Source organism: Sphingobium soli, assembly GCF_020782245.1.
GTDB lineage: Bacteria > Pseudomonadota > Alphaproteobacteria > Sphingomonadales > Sphingomonadaceae > Sphingobium > Sphingobium soli.
In genome coordinates, this window is record NZ_JAJGNP010000001.1 from 257,578 (window position 1) to 278,527 (window position 20,950).

Consider the following 20,950-nt stretch of genomic DNA (forward strand, 5'->3'; position numbering starts at 1 on the left):
CGCATGTGACGGGTACAGGGTTAGGGGAAGCCGCCTCCTAGGGTCAAAGGCTTAATCGGCCTTGGCGTGTTGGGGCAGTGAACTCAGCGTCAGCCCGCTGGCGCCAACGATCGTGGCGATAACCGCCATAGCCGGCTCGTCCAGCAGCAGTGCGATCGCCAGACCACCCCAGCCGGCAAGCCCCCCGAGCGCGGCAAGCCATCGCTCAGCCCCTACCGCCCCCGCAGCCAAAGCCTTGCATAGCGGCAGAGCCGCTATCGCCATCAGGGCTCCGATCAGTTTCGCACCGGCGAGCAGCCACCAATTGGCCGGCGTCAGCGTGGCGTCATCAGGCTGAAGAATGTCGAAGGCAATGCGATTGCGATCAATCGCGAGCGCCGTCAGCAGCAGGCTCAGGCCGATGGGAAGCTGCAAGACGGCGAGGATCGGGAACACCGACCGAATGGCCGACGAGCGGACGACAAGATAGCCCAATGCCGACCCCAGCGCGGCCAGGCTGACCATTTCCGGCAGGTTGACCACATCATGGGTGTAGAGCGCGCCGCCGATCGCCAAGGCCATGCCCGCCGCCCCAAGGCGCGCCGCATATGGCGAGTCCGCCTTATGCAACCCGCACAACATCAGCAGCGCGGAACCAACCCAGGCGAGCGCGGCAACCCACGATACCGCCGTCAACGCGCATCCCCGGTTCTGGCGAATCGCTCCATCAGCCCGAAACCGGCGACCAGCGCGATGCCGCCCAGCAAAATCGCCAGCAGGCCAAGCAAGCGGGCGCTGGCACCGCCAACTTCCGCAGCGACGATCAGCGCGCCCAGGACCGGGAACGCAGCCAAAGCGCAAACCATCCCGATGACCGGGCGCGAATGACGACGCGCCGCAGCGCGCGTCACCAGCACGGCAACTAGCGTCAAGGGCGGTAACAGGGCGGCCAGCGCCGTCATATGGGCCATGATGTCGGCTCGTCCTCGCCGAAAAGACGGCCGGCAGGGATCACGTCGCGATCAGCAACACCACGACAGCTGCGACGGCCACGCTGGCGATCGTGCCCCATTTCATCAGCCCGACAAAGCTGTGATAGGTCTGGTTCGCGCTTTTCATATTGCCGTTCGACGCCATGCCATGTCCCCTTCCTGATATAGTGGTCCCGTCCTTATCCCGTCCCCGCGCAGCCCTCAACCTTCCAGACAGAAAATCGGCGCGGTTAAGTGAGCCTTTACCGCAGGCCGCTAGGGTCCAACGCCTGATCAAGAAATGCGGATCATGACAAGGGGTTGGAATGGCACGCGACGGCGTACCCATAATGATGCTGATCGATGACGAGCCGGCCCAGCGCCGCCTGGTATCCGCGCTCGCTTCACGCGCGGGATGGCGCACGATCTTCGCGGCCGATGCCGAAACGGCGCTGGCGATGCTGGGCACGCAGGACGGCATGCTGCTGGACGCTGTCATCCTGGATCAGTGGAGCCCGGACTATGAGCCGTCGGGACTGATTCGCGATTTGCGCGCAGAGCGCCCGGCCCTGCCAATCCTCGTCCTTACGGCGCACAACAACGTGGCTGTAGCGGTGGAGGCCATGCGGGCGGGCGCGAGCGACTATCTGTCAAAGCCGATCGCGCCCGAACGCTTGTTGGCCGCGCTCAACGCTACGCTGGCCGACGGCGCAGCCGCAGGCGAATTGCGGCCGCTGACCGAAAAGATCACCGCCCCCCTGTCGTTCGAGGATGTGGTCGGTTCCGCACCGCAATTCCGCGCCGCGCTGGCAATCGCGGCCAAGGCCGCGCGAGCGCGGGTGCCCGTTCTTATCGAAGGCGAAAGCGGGGTCGGCAAGGACGTTATCGCCCGCGCGGTGCATGCTGCGTCCCCGCGTCACAAACAGGCGATGGTAACGGTCAATTGCGGCGCCATTCCCGCCAATCTGGTCGAATCAGAACTGTTTGGGCATGAACGCGGCGCATTTACCGGGGCGTTTGACCGCCATGTCGGCAAGTTCGTTGCCGCCGACATGGGCACGATATTCCTGGATGAAGTCAGTGAAATGCCGCTCGACGCGCAGGTCAAGCTGCTGCGGGTGCTGCAGGATGGCGAGGTGCAGCCGATCGGCGCTCGCCGGCCCGTTCACGTCGATGTGCGCGTAATCGCAGCGACCAACAAGCGGCTGAGCGAAGAAATCGAAGCGGGGCGATTCCGCGAAGACCTTTATTATCGGCTCAACGTCGTCCAGTTGACCGTGCCGCCGTTGCGCGAACGGATGGGCGACATACCCGCGCTTTGCCGCCACTTGCTGGCGCGGATCGCCGGACAGCCGGGCCTTCGCAGTCTGGGGCTGACGGATGATGCGCTGTCTCTGCTGATGCAGCATCCCTGGCCCGGCAATGTGCGCCAGCTGCAAAACGCCCTCTTCCGCGCAGCGGTCTTGTGCGATGGCGACGCCTTGACGCCCCAGGATTTCCCGCAGATTGCGGCACAGATTCGCGCCGGCGGCATGATCGACCGGATGACGCCGCAGGTGCGTTCGATCAGCCAGCCGCATCGCGACGGGGCCGGCATCACCCTGTTCGAACTGGATGGCCATGTCCGCCAGCTCGCGGAGATCGAGGCGGACGTGATACGGCTGGCCATCGGCCATTATCGCGGACGCATGACGGAGGTTGCGCGTCGGCTGGGCATCGGCCGGTCGACCCTGTATCGCAAGCTCGCCGAACTGGGCATTGATAGCGCCGCCTGAACCAGCCATCGTCCGCTGCTTCCTTGCGGCGTTGAAATCCGCGCGTGGCTATGCTTTGGACGCAGGATGAAACATGCCCCGCTCATCGCCTGCCTGCCCATCCTCCTGCTCGCCGCCTGCGGCCGGACCGAGCCGGTCGCCGACATGCCGAGCCAGGAGGAATTAGCAGCAGCCGCCAATGCCGCAGCCGCCAACGCGCTCGAAAGCCAGCAGGCCGATGAAAGCGCGGACAGCCGCAATTATGTGAACCTGGATCGCGGCTTTTCCGTTACCCTTCCCGAAGGCTGGGTGATGGACAAGGGCGCGAGCAATGACGATGGCGTCGTTTATGAAGATCCGGGCGCGGGCGCTGACGTGCGCGTCTTCTGGCAGAAGAACGAGGGCGACGAGACGCTGCAGCAGACGGTCGAAGCGTTGAACAGCAGTGCCGAAGGCGTCGATGGCGATTTTGTCGGCGACAGTGAATATCGCGGCACGGCCAACGATGGCGAAGGCAATAATGTCGCTGTTCGCCTGTTGCGGCAACCAGACGGCGCGGTCGTAACGGCGACCTTCGTCTATCCCGAAATGCTGAGCGAACAATATCAGGGCATCGCGGAAAAACTGCTGGACAGTTTGCGCGTTTTTGCGCCGCGCGAAGCGAGCGATCAGACGCAAACCCCTGCGGCCGCCGCCAACGCCGCCCAACCCTGACAGGCGTCAGGGCGCGGGACGCAGCACCCTTTTCTCCGTTAATGTCCGGGTGCCGACCGTCAGTGTACGACCCTGTCGCGTGACGAGGCCGGTCACCGGCGACACATTATAGTCCATCTGAACGTCCACGCCCGGCCCGGCCAATGTTTCGGTCAGGGAAAGGCCATCGGCCACCCGACCCTGCAAGGTCAGGACGCCTTCGACTGGAACGGGCCGGCCCAATGGCGATCCCGCCATTGTCTTGACACCCCGGCCATGAGCGCCATCTTCGACCTCGCTCGCTGCGAACAGGAACAGCGGCTGATATTCGCCAGCCAGCAGGGCAAGCCGCCCGTCGCGAGCCAATCCGTCGAATAATGTCCTGACGCTTTGCGCGGCGCGATGGCGGGGCGTGTCAGGGGCGAACTGCGCCATCATCGTCTCCAGGCCATGCTCGACTGCGGACCACACCGCTTCATCATCGTCCAGGGCAATGATCTTTCCCTGTGAATCCAGGTGAAAGCGCATCTCGACCCCGATGAGCGGCGTCAGGGCGGCGCGGAAGGATGCAGCGGCGGCATCGCTCGCATCGCTGTCGAGTGAACGGAGAACGGCGTACAACTGATAGCCATCCCCCACCCGTTCAAATCGCACCGTGCGATGCGCGCTGAACCGGCTCTCCTGACCGGCGATGGGGCGATGCTGATCAATGTCATAGGCTAATTGCTGGCCGACAGGCGGCGCGAACGGGATCGCGATCCGCTCCGCCGCCACCGGCTGCGCCACTGCGGCCAGCAACAACGTCGCAAATCCGCGCGCCGGCGTCATGCGCGCGCCTGACCCGACGCGTGCGCAGCCCAGGCGGCCGCCGCCACGACCAGCGCGCCGACGGCCTGATGCAACACCGCGAGTGGCAGGGCTATGCCCGTCATCACCGTTGCAATTCCAAGCAAGATCTGCGTGCCGACGGCGGCATTGAGCGCCATCGAAGCGCCGCGCTGTCTCGCTAGCTTGGCGCGGCGCGCCAGCAGCATCAGCATAGCCGCGGCGATCCAGGCCCACCAGCGATGGATGAAATGGACAAGATAGGGATCAGACGACAGCGTCGCCCAAAGCGACCCTGACCAATTAATGCCCTGAGGCACCAGATGGTCATTCATAAGCGGCCAAGTGCTGGATACATAGCCCGCGTCGAGCCCGGCGGTGAAAGCGCCAAACATCAATTGCACGCCAAGCGTTACAAGAACCGCCAGCGCGAAAGGCCGCAGGCGCGCCGGCCGCGCCGCAGGACGCCGCGCCAGGACACGCAGGTCGAGCGCGGTCCAGATCAGCCCGCCCATGATGAAGAGGGCCGTCAGCAAATGCACTGCCAGCCGATAGTGGCTCACATCGGTGCGGACGGACAGGCCGGACTTCACCATCCACCAGCCAATCGCGCCCTGCAAACCGCCAAGCGCCAACAATGCGACCAGACGCCAGCCATAGCCTGTCGGGATCATCCGTTTCCAAGCGAACCACAGCAGCGGCAACGCAAAGGCAATGCCGATCAGCCGGCCGAGCAGACGATGCACCCATTCCCAGAAAAAAATGAACTGGAACTGCGACAGGGTCATGCCACGATTGATTTCCTGATATTCGGGAATTTGCTGATACAGGCGAAAAGCCTCCATCCATTGGTTGTGGGTCAGAGGCGGGATTGCCCCGGTGATCGGCTTCCATTGGGTGATGGACAAACCCGATTCGGTCAGGCGGGTAATTCCGCCCACCACCACCATGCAGAAGACCAGCGCCGCCACCATCAGCAGCCATCTGGCGATGGCGCGCGGCGCCGAACGGTGATCCATGATCGTCATGGCGCGATCCTTGCGCCCAACCCTTTTCCAATTCAAGACCGGTAGCAGAGACCGATCGTCCCAGGCGCCGTTGCCCAGCGATCCGCTGGCCCACATTTATCACCGTGTCGGGCGCGCCACCTTGATATTTAATTTGTATGAGTATATCAGGCAGCCAAGCGCGCGGAATGCGCCTCTTCTTTTTTCAGGATGCCCTCATGAGCGATTCGTTCAAGTCCGCCCCGAAGCTGCGTAGCCGCGCCTGGTTCGACAACCCCGACAATATCGACATGACCTCGCTCTATCTCGAGCGATACCTGAACTATGGTCTTTCCCTGGAGGAGTTGCGCAGCGGCAAGCCGATCATCGGCATCGCCCAGACCGGCAGCGACCTGTCACCGTGCAATCGCCATCATATCGTGCTGGCCGAACGCATGCGTGAGGGCATCCGCGAAATGGGGGGCATCGCCATCGAATTCCCGGTCCACCCCATTCAGGAAACGGGCAAGCGCCCTACGGCCGGGCTGGATCGCAACCTGACCTATCTGGGCCTGGTCGAAGCCCTCTATGGCTACCCCCTTGATGGCGTCATTTTGACCACCGGTTGCGACAAGACGACGCCGGCGCTGCTGATGGCTGCCGCTACCGTCAACATCCCCGCAATCGCCTTGTCCGTCGGGCCGATGCTCAATGGCTGGCACAAGGGCGAGCGTACCGGTTCGGGCACGATCGTCTGGCACGGCCGCCAGCTGCTTGCCGCCGGCAAGATTGACGATGAGGGCTTCATCAAGCTGGTCGCGTCTTCCGCCCCCTCAACGGGCTTTTGCAATACCATGGGCACGGCCAGCACGATGAACGCGCTGGCCGAGGCGCTGGGCATGATGCTGCCGGGCACGGCTGCAATCCCCGCGCCCTATCGCGATCGTCAGGAAGCGGCCTATCATACCGGCAAGCGCATCGTCGACATGGTGCATGAGGATCTCAAGCCCTCGGACATCATGACGCTGGACGCCTTCCATAACGCGATCGTCGCCAACTCGGCGATCGGCGGATCGACCAACGCGCCCATTCACCTGGCCGCGATCGCGCGGCACATGGGCGTCGACCTGCCGCTCAAGGATTGGGAGACAGTCGGGCACAAGGTGCCGTTGCTGGTCAACATGCAGCCGGCGGGCGAATATCTGGGCGAGGATTATTATCGCGCCGGTGGTTTGCCCGCGGTCATCAGCCAGCTGATCGACCAGGGGCTGATCCGGACAAACGCGATGACCGTCAACGGCAAGACCATGGGCGACAATTGCCGGGGCGTAGAGATTGAAGATGAGAAGGTCATCCGGCCTTTCCATCAGCCGCTTAAGGAAGAAGCCGGCTTCTTGGTCCTGACCGGCAATCTGTTCGACCAGGCCGTCATGAAGACCAGCGTCATCAGCGACGAATTCCGGGCGCGCTATCTTTCCAATCCCGACGATCCCGAAGCGTTTGAAGGCGCGGCGGTCGTGTTCGACGGCCCTGAGGATTATCATAACCGCATCGACGACCCGTCGCTCGGCATCACCGCCCAAACATTGTTGTTCATGCGCGGCGCAGGGCCGATCGGCTATCCGGGTGCTGCCGAAGTGGTGAACATGCGCCCCCCCTCCTATCTTATCACGGAAGGGATCAGCGCCTTGCCTTGTATCGGCGATGGCCGCCAGTCGGGCACGTCGGGCAGCCCATCCATCCTCAACGCCTCGCCCGAAGCCGCGGCGATGGGCGGCCTGGCATTGCTTGAAACGGGCGACCGCGTGCGCATGGACCTGAAGAGCGGCACCGTGAATGTCCTGATTTCCGATGAGGAACTGGAAGCGCGCCGCGCGAAATTGGTGGCGGCGGGCGGGTATAAATATCCCGCCTCGCAGACGCCCTGGCAGGAAATCCAGCGTTCTGTCGTGGGTCAGATGAACACCGGGGCCATATTGGAAGGCGCCGAAAAATATCAGCGGATCGCCCAGACCAAGGGCCTGCCGCGCGACAATCATTAAGCATTGAAAGCGGGGCGGCGGCTTTCCATCTGCGTCACCATCCCCCCGCCCCATCCGCATAACGGTCGCCGTCATATTCTGGCGGCGCAAAAGACCAGCAGCCCCTCTTTAAGGAGACAGCCATGTTCAACGGAGCCATCCTCATCGGCGCGAGCGAGCGCACCGGCGGCGAGCCCTTCCACGCCATCAATCCGGCGACCGGCGAAAAGGGCGATGTCGCCTTTTCCAGCGCCATGCCTGCCGACGTCGAGCAAGCCACCAAATTGGCCGACGAAGCCTTTGAAAGCTTTTCTACCCTGTCTCCTGACGCCCGCGCCACCTTCCTGGAAAGCGTGGCCGACAACATCATGGGTATCGGCGATCTGCTGATCGAAACCGCGATGGCCGAATCCGGCCTGCCGCGCGCGCGACTGGAGGGCGAACGCGGCCGGACGGTCGGCCAGTTGCGCCTGTTCGCCTCCTATGCCCGTCTGGGCGACTGGCTAGACGCCACGATCGACCGCGCCATGCCGGAACGGGCGCCGCTGCCCCGCGCCGACCTGCGCAGGGTCAATCATTCGGTCGGACCTGTTGCCGTCTTCGGCGCATCCAATTTCCCCCTGGCCTTTTCGGTCGCGGGTGGCGACACCGCAGCCGCCTTCGCGGCGGGTTCACCCGTCGTCGTCAAGGGGCATAGCGCGCATCCTGGCACCGGCGAACTGGTTGCCCGCGCCATCCAGGCGGCAGTGAAGAGCTGTGGCCTGCATGAAGGCGTCTTTTCCTACCTTCCGGGTGCTGATCGCGCCCTGGGCGGCGCTCTGGTCGCTGATCCGCGTATCAAGGCTGTCGGATTCACCGGTTCGCGCGGCGGCGGCACGGCGCTGATGAAGATCGCCGCCGAACGGCCCGAGCCGATCCCGGTCTACGCCGAAATGTCGTCGATCAACCCGGTGGTGCTGCTGCCCGGCGCGCTCGCCAGCCGCGGTGAAGCCATGGGCGCAGCCTTTGTTGGTTCGCTCACCATGGGTTCGGGCCAGTTCTGCACCAATCCCGGCCTTGTCATCGCGCTTGATGGCCCGGATCTCGATGCGTTCGTCGCGTCGGCCGCTGCCGCCATGTCGGGCGCGGCGCCGCAGGTGATGCTGACGCCGGGCATTCACGAAGCCTATGAGAAGGGCGTTGCCGCCCTGGCCGGCGCCGACGGCGTCACCACTGTTGCGCGCGGCACCGAACCCGAAGGCGTCAATCGTGGACAGGCTGCCTTTTTCTCGACCGACAGCGCGACGTTCACGTCGAACCCGGTTTTGGCGGAGGAAGTGTTCGGGTCTTCCTCGGTTCTCATCCGGTGCTCCAGCATCGATGAGGTCGTCGCGACGATCGCCGGTCTGGAAGGCCAGCTGACCGCCACGTTGCAAATTGGCGAGGGCGATCAGGATCACGCCGCCAAGCTGTTGCCGACGCTGTCGCGCAAGGTTGGGCGCATTCTCACCAATGGCTGGCCCACCGGCGTCGAAGTGACCCATGCCATGGTTCACGGCGGCCCCTTCCCTTCGACCGCCGATGGTCGTTCGACCTCGGTCGGCACGCTGGCGATGATGCGGTTCCTGCGCCCCGTCTGCTATCAGGACGTTCCTGATACGCTGCTGCCCGCCGCGTTGCAGGATGCCAATCCCTGGGGCCTTACGCGCCGCGTCGAAGGCAAGCTGGAGGTCGCAGCCTGATGATCCGGGCCGGTCTCGTCGGCCTTGGCAAGATTGCGCGCGACCAGCATTTGCCGGCGATCGATAAGGTCGACGGCATCGCGCTGGTCGCGGTCGCCAGCCGCAACGCGCAAGCGGAAGGGGTCCAGAATTATCCCGACCTCGGTGCGATGCTGGCAGGGGAACCTGATCTGGATGCCGTCATCCTGTGTCAGCCGCCACAGGTCCGCTACGCCACAGCCAGACAGGCGCTGCTGGCGGGCAAACATGTGTTCCTCGAAAAACCTCCCGGCGCGACCGTGTCCGAAGTGGAGGCGCTGACCGCGCTGGCCAGGCAAAAAAACGTCACGCTCTACGCCAGCTGGCATAGCCGCTATGCCGCTGCGGTGGCCCAGGCCAAGTCCTGGATAGCCGACCGCAAGGTGGAACGGATCGACATCCAATGGCGAGAGGATGTGCGCCATTGGCATCCGGGACAACCCTGGATCTGGGAGGCTGGCGGTTTCGGAGTCTTCGATCCTGGCATCAACGCCCTGTCGATCCTGACCGAAATCGTCGGGGAGCCGATCACCCTTTTGTCGGCGGAACTGGAAGTGCCGTCCAACAAGCAGGCACCGATCGGCGCGACGCTGGGCATGGCGACGGCATCGGGCGCGGCGATCGACACCGTGTTCGATTGGCGCCAAACCGGGCCGCAAACCTGGGACATAGCGGTCGAGACCGACAATGGCAGCCTTTTGCTATCAGAAGGTGGCAATACATTGCGGCTCGACGGCGAAGTCCAGATGAAGGCGCCGGATGAGGAATATCCCGCAATGTATCGGCGCTTCGTCGATTTGGTGGAACGGCGGGCCATCGACGTCGACACCGCGCCGTTGCGATTGGTGGCGGACGCCTTCCTTTGCGGGCGGCATTGTCCTACGGCAGCGTTCGAGGATTAATCTAAAAGGAAAACGCCATGGGGAGCGCGCGCAAGGAGGGCCATTTCGGAACCGACGAGGGCGCGCTCCGCATCCATCAGGCCATTGCCCGCGACCTGGGCACCGCCATTCTGACCGGCAAGCACAAGCCTGGCGATTTGTTCGAAGGCGAGATCGAGGCCGCCGAACGGCTTGGCGTATCGCGCACCGCCTATCGCGAAGCGGTCCGCATCCTCATCGCCAAGGGCATGCTTGAAAGCCGGCCGAAAGCGGGCACGCGCGTGCTTCCCCGCGCGCGCTGGAACGTGCTCGACCCCGAAATGCTCGCCTGGATGTTTGCAGGCGAACCCGATCGCGCCTTCATTCGCGACCTGTTTGAACTGCGTGGCGTGATCGAGCCGGCCGCCGCGGAATTCGCCGCCCGGCGGCGCACGGACGATCAACTCGCGGTCATGGATACGGCATTGGGCGAAATGCGCCGCTATGGCCTCTCCACGCCCGAAGGCCGCGCCGCCGACCAGCGCTTTCACCATGCCATATTGGCTGCGGCCCATAATGACGCCCTGGCTGCGCTTGCCAGTTCCGTCGGCGCGGCGGTCAGCTGGACCACCACGTTCAAGCATCGCAAAAAGCTGCTTCCGCGCGATCCGCTGCCCGATCACCAATCCGTGCATAAGGCCATAGCTGCACGCGACACCGCGGCGGCGCGCGATTCCATGGCTGAACTGCTTCGCCTCGCCTTGGCCGACATGGATATCGCGCTGTCGGAGTGACACCGACGCCCTGGGGCCCAGATCGACAGGGAACCCGCACTCCGGTTCGCGCGCTTGCTTCCCGATATCGGCAAGCAGGGGATTGGAATGACAGATATCGTAGCGCAGCAGGTCCATGCCCACGCACCATGGCAGATACCGGCGCGCGGCTGGTGGCAAATCCTCAAACGGGTTTACGGCAAATTGTCGACCAATCACATCAGCCTGTTGTCGGCGGGCGTCGCCTATTACGCCTTTTTGTCCATCGCTCCGCTGCTGCTGGCAGTGGTTCTGACCTATGGTCTGATCGGCGATCCTCAACTGGTGGCGGACAATGTCCGGTCGCTGATCACGGTCGTGCCACAGGAGGCCGCCAAGCTCATCTACGAACAGTTGATGGCCATTGTGACGACAACCAAGCCTGCCGTCGGCCTGGGCTTGATCTTTGCCCTCGCCTTTGCCGTTTATGGCGCCACCCGCGCGTCCTCGGCAACGATCGAGGCGCTCAATATCATTTATGAACAGACCGAAGCGCGGTCGATCTTCGCCTTTTACCGGGTGTCCCTGGGAATCACTTTCTCTGCGGTCCTCGTGGTCGTGGTGGGCGTGCTCACCGCGTCGGTGATCGGGTTTCTTGAAACATTGACCAATGGCTGGGGCCAGATCGCGATCTTCCTGACCAAGGCGATCACCTGGATCGTGGCGGGAATGTTCGCCAGCTTGATCTTCGCGCTCATCTACCGTTTCGGGCCGCATCGGCGCAAGGCGCGCTGGCGCTGGCTGACGGCGGGATCCGTCACCGCAACGGTGCTCTGGCTACTCTCGACGCTGGCCGTATCCTTCTACGTGTCGAAATTTGGCAATTACAACGAAACCTATGGCTCACTGGGCGCCGTGGTCGTCCTTCAACTGTGGCTTTATGTCTCCGCCTTCGTCGTTCTGCTGGGGGCACAGCTCAATCGGGAGGCCGAACGCCAGACAAGCGCCGACACGCAGATCGACGAGCCGCCGGCGCAATGACGGCGGCGCGATAATCGCGCTTGCCCTGCCCGCTTCGCCACGCTAAAGCGCCCTCCTTCGCCGGCACAGGAGTGTAGCTCAGCTGGTAGAGCGTCGGTCTCCAAAACCGAATGCCGGGGGTTCGAGTCCCTCCACTCCTGCCAAGCGAACTGGCCGCGATCCCTTGAATATCAATGGGCTCGCGGCTAAGTGCGCAGGCGAAACAAGGTCGCGGAGCAGGCGGCCGCACCCCCGGACGCTGGAACAGGCGGGATCGGGAGGGCGGACTGTTGCTTCGCGAATTGGCGTTGATACGAAGGTGAAAAGGCAGGCGATGGCGAAGGTTTCCCCCGGCGAATTCGTCAATCAGGTGAAGACCGAAGCGTCGAAAATCGTGTGGCCGACCGGTCGCGAAACGGTGATGACTGGCGTGATGGTCGTCATCATGACCACGCTGCTGGGGCTCTTCTTCTTCGGCATCGACACCTTCTTCGGCGCGATCGTCCAGTGGCTGCTCAGCCTCGCGGCCGGCCGGGCCTGATCGGGAGTATGAAAGAGTAACATGGCGCGCTGGTACATCATCCACGCCTATTCGGGCTTCGAAAGCAAGGTCAAGGAATCGATCCTGGCCGAAGCCGAGCGCATGGGCCTCTCCCAACTGGTCGAACAGGTCGAGGTGCCCACCGAAACGGTGACCGAAGTGAAGCGCGGCAAGAAGGTGCAGGTCGAGCGCAAGTTCATGCCCGGCTACGTCCTCGCCAAGCTCAGCATGAACGACGACATCTATCACCTGGTGAAGAATACGCCCAAGGTGACGGGCTTCCTTGGCTCGTCGGGCAAGCCCCAGGCGATCAGCGAGGGCGAGGCCGCCCGCTATTTCGGCGCCCAGAAGGAAGCCGAGGCCGCGCCCAAGCACAAGGTCAATGTCGATTACGAAATCGGCGACAGCGTCAAGGTGCTGGATGGCCCCTTTGCCAGCTTCAACGGCGTGGTCGAGGAACTGGATTTCGAAAAGAACCGGGTCAAGGTGTCGGTGTCGATCTTCGGCCGCGCGACCCCGGTCGAACTGGATTTCGAACAGGTCGAACTGTCAAAATAAAGACTATGCCCGTTCCCCAGGCGTAATCGCAGGGGGGCGAGCGACGTAATTTCCGGGCAACCGGAAATATCTGCGGGAGGGTTGCCTGGTGCAGCCTGCTTGACCGCTAAACTTGAAAGAGAGTGACAATGGCCAAGAAGATTACGGGCTATATCAAACTCCAGGTGCCCGCTGGAGCCGCCAACCCTTCACCGCCGATCGGCCCTGCCCTGGGTCAGCGCGGCGTGAACATCATGGAATTCTGCAAGGCGTTCAACGCCTCGACGGACAAGATGGACAAGGGCACGCCGCTGCCGACCATCATCACCGTCTATGCGGACCGTTCGTTCAGCTTCGTCACGAAGATGCCGCCGGCGACCTACCTGATCAAGAAGGCGATCAACCTGAAGTCGGGCTCGAAGGAGCCGGGCAAGGCCGTCGCTGGCAAGATCACCCGCGCACAGCTCGCCGAAATCGCGCAGGTCAAGATGCCTGATCTCAACGCGAACGACATCGACGCTGCAACGAAGATCATTGAAGGCTCCGCGCGCGCGATGGGCCTCGACGTGGTGGAGGGCTAAGACCATGGCAAAGCTGACCAAGAAGGCGAAGGCCCTGGCCGCTGCCGTTGACCGCGAAAAGCTGCACGGCGTCGATGAGGCGCTGGGCCTGATCAAGACCCACGCGACCGCCAAGTTCGACGAAAGCGTCGAAATCGCGATCAACCTGGGCGTCGATCCGCGTCACGCTGACCAGATGGTGCGCGGCGTCGTCACCCTGCCCGCTGGCACCGGCAAGGACGTGCGTGTCGCCGTGTTCGCCCGTGGCGACAAGGCCGAAGCCGCCAAGGCGGCCGGCGCCGAAGTCGTCGGCGCCGAAGACCTGCTGGAATCGATCCAGGGCGGCAACATCGATTTCGAACGCGTCATCGCCACCCCCGACATGATGGGCCTCGTCGGTCGTCTGGGTAAGGTGCTGGGTCCCAAGGGCCTGATGCCGAACCCGAAGCTGGGCACCGTGACCCCGAACGTCGCCGAAGCCGTGAAGGCCGCCAAGGGCGGACAGATCGAATTCCGCGTCGAAAAGGCGGGCATCATTCATGCCGGTCTTGGCAAGTCGAGCTTCTCGGCCGAAGACCTGCGCAAGAATTTCGACGCCTTCGTCGACGCGATCGTCAAGGCGAAGCCGTCGGGTTCGAAGGGCAAATATGTCCGCAAGATCGCCCTGTCGTCCTCGATGGGCCCGGGCGTGAAGGTCGATGTGGCGGAAGTCGCTTCCGTCTGATCGACTGAAAAGTGATAAAGGGGCCGCTTTCCCTCCCATGCGGGGGAAGGCGGCCTTCTTGTTTTCTTTGCCGCTGCTTCGACATCGAGGCGGCGTCGGACCGGAATGGTCCGCAAGAAGGGGGACACCCCTCCACCGGCATGGCCGGCCCCCCTCCCCAAATGCGGGAGGATTTGGAACCGAAGGACTGACCATCCTTCGGGCCTTCGCATCCCGCGAATGGCATGAACGGTCTTTCGTATCCGTCGGGAATGGCGGGTCGCTATTTTACCGATGGAACTTAGAAATATGGCTTTTGAAACTCTCCCCGCCCTGCTGTCTCAGGCGCTCGTCGCCAAGGGCTATGAAGCACTGACCCCCGTGCAGTCCGAAGTCACGCAGGAAGAAGCGCATGGCCGCGACCTGCTCGTTTCGGCGCAGACCGGATCGGGCAAGACGGTCGCTTTCGGGCTCGCCATGGCGGGCGAATTGCTGGGCGATGCGGAGCGCCTGCCGGTGGCCGGCCTGCCGCTGGCGCTGGTGATTGCACCGACGCGCGAACTGGCGTTGCAGGTCAGCCGCGAGCTGGAATGGCTCTACGGCGCGGCACGGGCGCGCATCGCGACCTGCGTCGGCGGGATGGACGCGGCCAAGGAGCGTCGGAACCTGAGCCATGGCGCACATATCGTGGTGGGTACGCCAGGGCGTCTGCGCGACCATCTGGAGCGTGGCGCGCTGGACCTGAGCGCGATGCGCACGGCCGTTCTGGACGAAGCCGACGAAATGCTGGACATGGGCTTTCGCGAGGATCTGGAGGCCATCCTCGACAGCGCGCCGCAGGAACGCCGCACGCTGCTGTTTTCGGCCACCATGCCCAAGCCGATCGTGACCATGGCCAAGCGCTACCAAAAGGACGCGCTGCGCATTTCGACCATGAGCGAGGAACGCGGCCATGGCGACATCAGCTATCAGGCGCTGACCGTCGCACCTTCCGACATTGAGAATGCAGTGGTGAACCTGCTGCGCTTTCATGAGGCGGAGACGGCGATCCTGTTTTGCGCCACCCGTGACAATGTGCGCCACCTTCACGCCAGCCTGACCGAGCGCGGCTTTGCCGTCGTGGCGCTGTCGGGCGAGCATAGCCAGAATGAGCGCAACCATGCGTTGCAGGCGCTGCGCGACAAACGGGCGCGGGTGTGCGTGGCGACCGATGTGGCCGCGCGCGGCATCGACCTGCCCTCGCTGTCCCTCGTCGTCCATGTCGAACTGCCCCGCGACGCCGAGACGATGCAGCATCGGTCGGGCCGCACGGGCCGCGCAGGCAAGAAGGGTACGGCCGTGCTGATCGTCCCCTATCCGCGCCGCCGTCGCGTCGAATCGATGCTGCGCGGGGCGAAGATTCCGGTGGAATGGGGCACCCCGCCGAGCAAGGAAGCGATTCTGGAGCAGGACAATGCTCGCCTGCGCGCCAGCCTGATGGAGCGCGCCGAACTGGACGAGGCGGACTGGGCGCTGGGCGCAGAAATCCTGGCCGAGAAGAGCGCCAAGGAAATCGCCGCGATGCTGGTGAAGAGCGCACGTGCCGCCTTGCCTGCGCCCGAGGAACTGCTCGACCGCAGCGAAGCGCCGACGCGCAATGACGGTCCGCGTCCAGGCTTTGAAGATACGCAATGGTTCCGCATGGACATTGGCCGCCGGCAGAATGCCGATCCGCGCTGGATCCTGCCGCTCATCTGCCGTCGGGGCCATGTGTCGCGTCAGGATATTGGTGCGATCCGCATCACCACCAACGAAACCATGTTCGAAATTCCCAAGACGATCGTCAGCCGCTTCACGTCCGCCTTGAAGCGCACGGGGGAAGCCAATGACGAGGGCGCCGATGTTGCCTTCGAGATGATCGAAGGCAGCCCGCGGGAGGAAGCGCGCCAGCACAAGCGCGCCGGTCGTCCCAATGATCGCGGACCGCGCGGCAATGATCGCGCCTCGCGTCCCGGCGGCCATGCACCGCGCCCCTTCAAAAGTGGGCGCAAGGGGCCACCGCGCGGTCGCTGAGCCGTTGGGCCACCTGCCCCTTCGGACAGGCTGGGATATTGAAGGGCCGTCGGTCATTCCATCGGGATGACCGACGGCCCTTTGCTCATTCCCGTGCTCGGCGACCAGTTGACCCCTGACATTGCCGCCCTGCGCGCTGCCCACAGGGATGACAGCATTGTCCTGATGATGGAGGTGGCGGACGAGACGGCCTATGTGAAGCATCACAAGGCCAAGATCGCGTTCATCCTGTCCGCCATGCGCCATCATGCCGAACGTCTGCACGCCCTGGGCTGGACGGTCGATTATGTGACTCTCGACGCGCCTGACAATAGGGGCTCTTTCACCAGCGAGGTTGCGCGGGCAGTTGAGCGGCATCAACCGCGCGCGATTCACGTGACCGAACCGGGCGAATGGCGCGTCCGGTCCATGATCGAAAGCTGGGAAACCCGGTTCGCCATCCCGGTCACCATCCATGAGGATGATCGCTTCCTCTGCTCCCATGCGGAGTTCGACAGCTGGGCAGCGGCGCGCAACCAGTTGCGCATGGAGTTTTTCTATCGCGACATGCGGCGCAAGACCGGCCTGCTGATGACGGACGCGGGCGAACCGGAGGGCGGGCAATGGAATTATGATGCCGACAATCGCAAGCCAGCCCCCGATCGCGACCTGCTGATGCCGCATCCGATCCGGTTTCGTCCCGATGACGTGACGCAGGCGGTGCTGGATATGGTTGCCGATCGCTTCGCCGACCATATTGGCAGCCTCGACTATTTTCATTTCGCGGTCACGCATGACGAAGCGCTGCGCCAGCGCAAGCGCTTCCTGGACGATGCCCTGCCACGCTTTGGCGATTATCAGGACGCAATGCTGACCGACGAGCCGTTCCTGTGGCACTCGATCCTGTCACCCTATATCAACGCCGGGCTGCTGGATCCGCTGGATCTGTGCCGGGAGGTCAAGGCGCGCTACCGGGCGGGCAAGGTGCCGCTCAATTGCGCCGAAGGCTTCATCCGCCAGATCATCGGCTGGCGCGAATATGTGCGCGGCGTCTATTGGCATGAAGGGCCTGATTATGGAAAGCGCAACGCGCTGGAGGCACAGCGGGACTTGCCCGACTTCTACTGGACCGGCGAGACAGACATGCATTGCCTGGCTCAGGCGATCGGCCAGACCATCGACCATGGCTATGCCCATCATATCCAGCGGTTGATGATCACCGGTAATTTCGCCCTGATCGCGGGGATCGACCCGCATCAGGTGCATGTCTGGTATCTGGAGGTCTATGCCGACGCCTATGAATGGGTGGAGATGCCCAACACCATCGGCATGGCGCTGTTCGCCGATGGCGGCTTGCTGGGCAGCAAGCCCTATGCGGCCGGGGGTGCCTATATCAATCGCATGTCAAACTATTGCGGCACATGCCGCTACGATGTGAAGAAGCGGGTGGGCGATGACGCCTGCCCTTTCAATGCGCTCTACTGGGACTTCATCGCGCGGAACGAGCGCAGGCTCGCACGCAACCCGCGCATGGCGATGCCCTATCGCAACTGGCAGAGGATGAAGGAAGAGGACCGCGCCGCCACCCGCAAGCAGGCAGCGCGATTCCTGGAGAGCCTCTGACTAACCCTATGCGCCGCAGAGCGTGAGCATGCGCGCCGCCAATTCGCGTTCCCCCATGACGATGTGTCCGACTCCCAAGGATTCCAGATGCGCAACTTCGGCGTCGCTGTGCGCGCGCGCGATGACATTGAGCGTCGGATTGAGATGGCGGGCATGTTCGTGGATTGCCCCACCCTCAAAGCCCTCCGGCACGGCGATCAGCATATGCCGCGCTTCCGCTATGCCCGCGGCGATAAGATAGCGATCATCCAATGCGTTGCCCCGAATGACATCATGCCCGTCCTCAGCCGCCTCGCCGGCCTTTTCGGAGTCATCCTCTATGACGACAAACTGGACTCCCCTGGTTGCAAGGTGAGCGGCGATCAGTTTGCCGACCCGGCCGTAGCCGACGACGATCATGTGGCCCATGGCCTGGGCGACCTGGCGGTCGGTTTCTGATGGCTCCTCCTCGTTCTGCCTATGCGCGCGGACGATCAGGGAGAAGAGGATGGGATTGAGGAAGATCGACGCCATCGCCCCTGCCAGGATCAAATCCCGCGCATCAGCAGGCAGGACGCCAAGACCCGTGCCCAGGGACGCGAGAATGAAGGAAAACTCTCCGATCTGCGCCAAACTGGCGGCGATGGTGATGGCCGTCACATTGGGATGGCCGAAGGCGCGAACAATGCCCCAGGCCGCGATGGATTTTCCGATGACGATGATCAGTATCGTCGCCAGCAACGGCAGCGGATGTTCGATCACCACGGCTGGATTGAACAACATGCCCACCGATACGAAGAACAACACCGCAAAGGCATCGCGCAGGGGAAGCGTCTCCTCGGTCGCGCGGCGGCTGAGCGGCGTTTCGCCCAGGATCATGCCGGCAAAGAAAGCGCCCAGCGCGAACGACACATCAAAGACATAGGCGGCGCCGAACGCAACGCCCAGCGCGATCGCCAGGACAGCCAGCCGGAACAGTTCGCGCGACCCGGTGTGCACGACCCAGTGCAGCGCCCAGGGGATGACGCGACGACCAACGACCAGCATCACGACAACGAAGCCGACAACTTTAAGCAGGGTGCCGAGCAAGGGCGCAAGCAAAGCTGACGCGCCCTCACCCTGGTCATTGTCCAGCACGGCGGCAAGCGCGGGCAACAGCACGAGGGCGAGCACCATCACCAGATCCTCCACGATCAGCCAGCCGACGGCGATGCGGCCTCTGCGCGTATCCACCAGATCAGCGCCCTGTAGCGCACGCAACAGAACCACGGTGCTGGCGACGGCAAGCGCGAGGCCAAAGACCAGGCCGCCCATCACCGTCCAGCCCATGACATGCGCCAGCCCCATGCCCAGTAGCGTGGCCACGGCAATCTGGACCAGGGCGCCTGGAACCGCGATGTGCCTGACCGACAGCAAATCCTTGAGCGAGAAATGCAGGCCGACGCCGAACATCAGCAGGATCACGCCGATTTCCGCCAATTCATTCGCCAGCCCTGCATCAGCGACAAAGCCGGGCGTGAACGGACCCACCAGAATGCCCGCGATCAGATATCCGACAAGTGGCGAAAGTTTCACGCGATGCGCGAGTGATCCCATGATGAATGCGACGACCAGTCCCGCGACGATCGTGCCAATCAACGGTGTATGATGCGGCATGTCTGCCTTTCCATTTTCTGCAAACCACCGGGCGTTGCACGAAGCGAGCGCCCGGCTTTGGTGGGGTTCAGTCCACTATGGTGATCATCACCCTGGACAGAATTGCGGCGGCAATGCCCAGACCGCCCATGGTCAGAGGCATAAACCACCAGGGTGGCCGCTGGCGACGCGAAGGGTCGCCCGACGGATCATCGAGACGCGACATATTCGCTCTCCCGCTGCTGTGGCGAAGCGTTCGTCACGAACGCCGTGGCATCCAAATGTCGTTACAGACCGGCCGGTGGCGCACGCGCACGATGTGCGCGGAGCAGATTGTGCCGACGCAGCACGGGGACTGCCGGCAAAGGCATCGCGGCCACACCTGCCGCCCCCGCAGCCAGGGTGAGCCATGCCGCCTTGCGGATGACCAGGAATGCATGTGACACCCCGTCCGCGTCCTTGCGCCGCGAAGGAGACATAGCCTGCATGGTGCTGGCGCGCGATTTCAGGACGACTTCGGTCGTGGCCGGATTGAATGCCGAACCCTTGAGGCGGGTGAGCGGCGCGCCTATGGGAGCAAGCGCCGACAGCAAGGTGATGAAAATAAGCGTCCAGAATGCCGCGCGCACCGACAGGCGCTCAACATGGCGCGCTGCCAATATGCTAATGCCGCTACCGGGCCGCATCGTCACTTCCGACTGCCATCACGGTCAAGATAGGCGGGCGCGAAGATGAAAGCCAGACCGGAAACAGCCCCGGATCGGTTGACAGCAGCGAGTCATTCCACTAACGGGCCACATTCCCGCGCGGGTCGACAGGATTTCCTCCTCGATGATCTGCGTAAAGCAGATTTGAACGAGAAGAGACAAGCCATGTTCGCTATCGTGCGCACGGGCGGCAAGCAGTATCGCGTCGCCGCCGGAGACAAGATCGTCGTTGAAAAGCTGGCTGGCGAAGCCGGCGACAAGGTCACGTTGGATGACGTGCTGCTGGCCGGTGACGGCGGCGACCTGAAGGACACCGCCAAGCTGACCGTCGCGGCCGAAATCATCGCGCAGGCGAAAGGCGAGAAGGTCATCGTCTTCAAGAAGCGCCGCCGCCACAATTATCGTCGCAAGAACGGCCACCGCCAGAATCACACGATCCTCAAGATCGTATCGATCGGCGCCTGAGCCACAGCGTAGAATTTCGAGGAGTTTAGGTCATGGCACATAAGAAAGCTGGCGGTTCGTCGCGCAACGGTCGCGATTCGGAGTCGAAGCGCCTTGGCGTGAAGAAGTTCGGCGGTCAGGACGTGATCGGCGGCAACATCATCATTCGCCAGCGCGGCACCCGCGTCTATCCCGGCCGCAATGTCGGCATGGGCAAGGATCACACCCTCTTCGCGCTCGGCGAAGGCAAGGTGGTATTCCACACCGGCAAGCTCGGCCGCAAATATGTGTCGGTTGACGCAATGGCCGAAGCGGCAGAATAACGGACGACTGATGACGGGTCGTCCTTGAACAAGGGGCGATCCTTCCGGTGTCGGGGCCATTGGTCTGACCCGGTGTCCAAGGGAATAAGGGGCGCTCCTCATAGGCAGGAAGCGCCCCTTTTCCGTGGGGCGAAACCTTCTTCAAAATTCCCTTAAACCTCTGGAACTCAACGCCTTCTCGCGCGTCATGCGGGCAAGGAAAATAACCGGAGGAGACCGTCGTCAAGCCGTCATCATCGCCGGCTAACGACGCGCACGAGAGGAGAG

23 protein-coding genes and 1 tRNA gene are annotated in these 20,950 nt (G+C 63.3%); 16 read left to right on the forward strand and 8 right to left on the reverse strand.

Features of this window, described 5'->3' with window-relative positions; all coding sequences use genetic code 11:
* Positions 1–51 precede the first annotated feature (51 nt).
* From LL253_RS01170 to LL253_RS01180, 3 genes are read right to left on the reverse strand one after another with little or no spacing between them, the layout of a single operon-like run.
* Positions 52–675: a hypothetical protein gene (locus LL253_RS01170; RefSeq protein WP_228225896.1), complete on the reverse strand. Its 624-nt coding sequence runs from the start codon at positions 673–675 to the stop codon at positions 52–54.
* Positions 672–950 (reverse strand): hypothetical protein, encoded by a 279-nt coding sequence (locus LL253_RS01175; protein WP_228225897.1) that lies wholly within the window; start codon positions 948–950, stop codon positions 672–674. The genes LL253_RS01170 and LL253_RS01175 overlap by 4 nt, the downstream gene beginning before the upstream one ends.
* 40 nt (positions 951–990) lie before the next feature.
* The gene (locus LL253_RS01180) at positions 991–1,116 is read right to left on the reverse strand and encodes an aa3-type cytochrome c oxidase subunit IV (protein WP_009822411.1); all 126 of its coding nucleotides are present in this window, start codon (positions 1,114–1,116) and stop codon (positions 991–993) included.
* A gap of 160 nt (positions 1,117–1,276) precedes the next feature.
* Here LL253_RS01180 and LL253_RS01185 point away from each other — a divergent pair, with 160 nt between their 5' ends.
* Entirely contained in the window at positions 1,277–2,725 is a 1,449-nt protein-coding gene (locus tag LL253_RS01185; protein ID WP_228220741.1) for a sigma-54-dependent transcriptional regulator, read from the forward strand.
* 66 nt (positions 2,726–2,791) lie between these two features.
* Positions 2,792–3,418, forward strand: coding sequence for a hypothetical protein (locus tag LL253_RS01190; RefSeq protein ID WP_228220740.1), 627 nt, complete (start codon positions 2,792–2,794; stop codon positions 3,416–3,418).
* A 6-nt stretch (positions 3,419–3,424) separates the two neighbouring features.
* Here the strand turns inward: LL253_RS01190 and LL253_RS01195 are convergent, their stop codons facing one another.
* Together LL253_RS01195 and LL253_RS01200 are read right to left on the reverse strand one after the other, a co-directional pair.
* Positions 3,425–4,225, reverse strand: coding sequence for a hypothetical protein (locus tag LL253_RS01195; protein ID WP_228225898.1), 801 nt, complete (start codon positions 4,223–4,225; stop codon positions 3,425–3,427).
* Positions 4,222–5,250 (reverse strand): COX15/CtaA family protein, encoded by a 1,029-nt coding sequence (locus LL253_RS01200; RefSeq protein WP_228225899.1) that lies wholly within the window; start codon positions 5,248–5,250, stop codon positions 4,222–4,224. The genes LL253_RS01195 and LL253_RS01200 overlap by 4 nt, the downstream gene beginning before the upstream one ends.
* A gap of 197 nt (positions 5,251–5,447) precedes the next feature.
* Between LL253_RS01200 and LL253_RS01205 the strand changes: the two genes are divergently transcribed.
* The 12 genes from LL253_RS01205 (at position 5,448) to LL253_RS01260 (ending at position 17,595) form a co-directional block, all read left to right on the forward strand.
* Complete coding sequence (locus LL253_RS01205; protein ID WP_228225900.1) at positions 5,448–7,250, forward strand: IlvD/Edd family dehydratase; 1,803 nt, start codon at positions 5,448–5,450, stop codon at positions 7,248–7,250.
* 122 nt (positions 7,251–7,372) lie between these two features.
* A complete protein-coding gene (locus LL253_RS01210) occupies positions 7,373–8,950 on the forward strand; it encodes an aldehyde dehydrogenase (NADP(+)) (protein ID WP_228225901.1) in 1,578 nt (525 codons plus the stop codon).
* Positions 8,947–9,870, forward strand: a complete 924-nt coding sequence (locus LL253_RS01215) for a Gfo/Idh/MocA family protein (protein ID WP_037542983.1) — start codon at positions 8,947–8,949, stop codon at positions 9,868–9,870. Before LL253_RS01210 ends, LL253_RS01215 begins: the two co-directional genes overlap by 4 nt.
* 17 nt (positions 9,871–9,887) lie before the next feature.
* A complete protein-coding gene (locus tag LL253_RS01220) occupies positions 9,888–10,622 on the forward strand; it encodes a FadR/GntR family transcriptional regulator (protein WP_228220736.1) in 735 nt (244 codons plus the stop codon).
* An 87-nt stretch (positions 10,623–10,709) separates the two neighbouring features.
* Positions 10,710–11,621, forward strand: coding sequence for a YihY/virulence factor BrkB family protein (locus LL253_RS01225; RefSeq protein WP_009822420.1), 912 nt, complete (start codon positions 10,710–10,712; stop codon positions 11,619–11,621).
* 67 nt (positions 11,622–11,688) lie between these two features.
* A tRNA-Trp gene (locus tag LL253_RS01230) sits at positions 11,689–11,764 on the forward strand.
* A gap of 170 nt (positions 11,765–11,934) precedes the next feature.
* Entirely contained in the window at positions 11,935–12,141 is a 207-nt protein-coding gene (gene secE / locus LL253_RS01235; protein ID WP_009822421.1) for a preprotein translocase subunit SecE, read from the forward strand.
* 21 nt (positions 12,142–12,162) lie between these two features.
* A complete protein-coding gene (gene nusG, locus LL253_RS01240) occupies positions 12,163–12,699 on the forward strand; it encodes a transcription termination/antitermination protein NusG (RefSeq protein ID WP_009822422.1) in 537 nt (178 codons plus the stop codon).
* Between the two features lie 128 nt (positions 12,700–12,827).
* On the forward strand, positions 12,828–13,259 hold the full coding sequence (gene rplK / locus LL253_RS01245; protein ID WP_009822423.1) for a 50S ribosomal protein L11: 432 nt from the start codon (positions 12,828–12,830) through the stop codon (positions 13,257–13,259).
* Positions 13,260–13,263: 4 nt separating this feature from the next.
* Positions 13,264–13,962, forward strand: coding sequence for a 50S ribosomal protein L1 (gene rplA / locus LL253_RS01250; RefSeq protein WP_009822424.1), 699 nt, complete (start codon positions 13,264–13,266; stop codon positions 13,960–13,962).
* 288 nt (positions 13,963–14,250) lie between these two features.
* Entirely contained in the window at positions 14,251–15,993 is a 1,743-nt protein-coding gene (locus tag LL253_RS01255; protein WP_228225902.1) for a DEAD/DEAH box helicase, read from the forward strand.
* 66 nt (positions 15,994–16,059) lie between these two features.
* A complete protein-coding gene (locus LL253_RS01260; RefSeq protein WP_228225903.1) occupies positions 16,060–17,595 on the forward strand; it encodes a cryptochrome/photolyase family protein in 1,536 nt (511 codons plus the stop codon).
* A gap of 6 nt (positions 17,596–17,601) precedes the next feature.
* Here LL253_RS01260 and ybaL read toward each other — a convergent pair whose 3' ends face one another.
* From ybaL to LL253_RS01275, 3 genes are all read right to left on the reverse strand, one after another.
* Positions 17,602–19,230: a YbaL family putative K(+) efflux transporter gene (gene ybaL / locus LL253_RS01265; RefSeq protein WP_228225904.1), complete on the reverse strand. Its 1,629-nt coding sequence runs from the start codon at positions 19,228–19,230 to the stop codon at positions 17,602–17,604.
* Positions 19,231–19,297: 67 nt separating this feature from the next.
* Positions 19,298–19,435: a hypothetical protein gene (locus LL253_RS01270; RefSeq protein WP_228225905.1), complete on the reverse strand. Its 138-nt coding sequence runs from the start codon at positions 19,433–19,435 to the stop codon at positions 19,298–19,300.
* Positions 19,436–19,496: 61 nt separating this feature from the next.
* Complete coding sequence (locus tag LL253_RS01275) at positions 19,497–19,895, reverse strand: hypothetical protein (protein WP_228226088.1); 399 nt, start codon at positions 19,893–19,895, stop codon at positions 19,497–19,499.
* A 186-nt stretch (positions 19,896–20,081) separates the two neighbouring features.
* Here LL253_RS01275 and rplU point away from each other — a divergent pair, with 186 nt between their 5' ends.
* Positions 20,082–20,381 carry a 50S ribosomal protein L21 gene (gene rplU, locus LL253_RS01280; RefSeq protein ID WP_009822430.1) on the forward strand — a complete coding sequence of 100 codons (300 nt, stop codon included), beginning with the start codon at positions 20,082–20,084 and terminating at the stop codon, positions 20,379–20,381.
* A gap of 32 nt (positions 20,382–20,413) precedes the next feature.
* Complete coding sequence (gene rpmA / locus LL253_RS01285; RefSeq protein WP_009822431.1) at positions 20,414–20,683, forward strand: 50S ribosomal protein L27; 270 nt, start codon at positions 20,414–20,416, stop codon at positions 20,681–20,683.
* Positions 20,684–20,950: the final 267 nt, after the last annotated feature.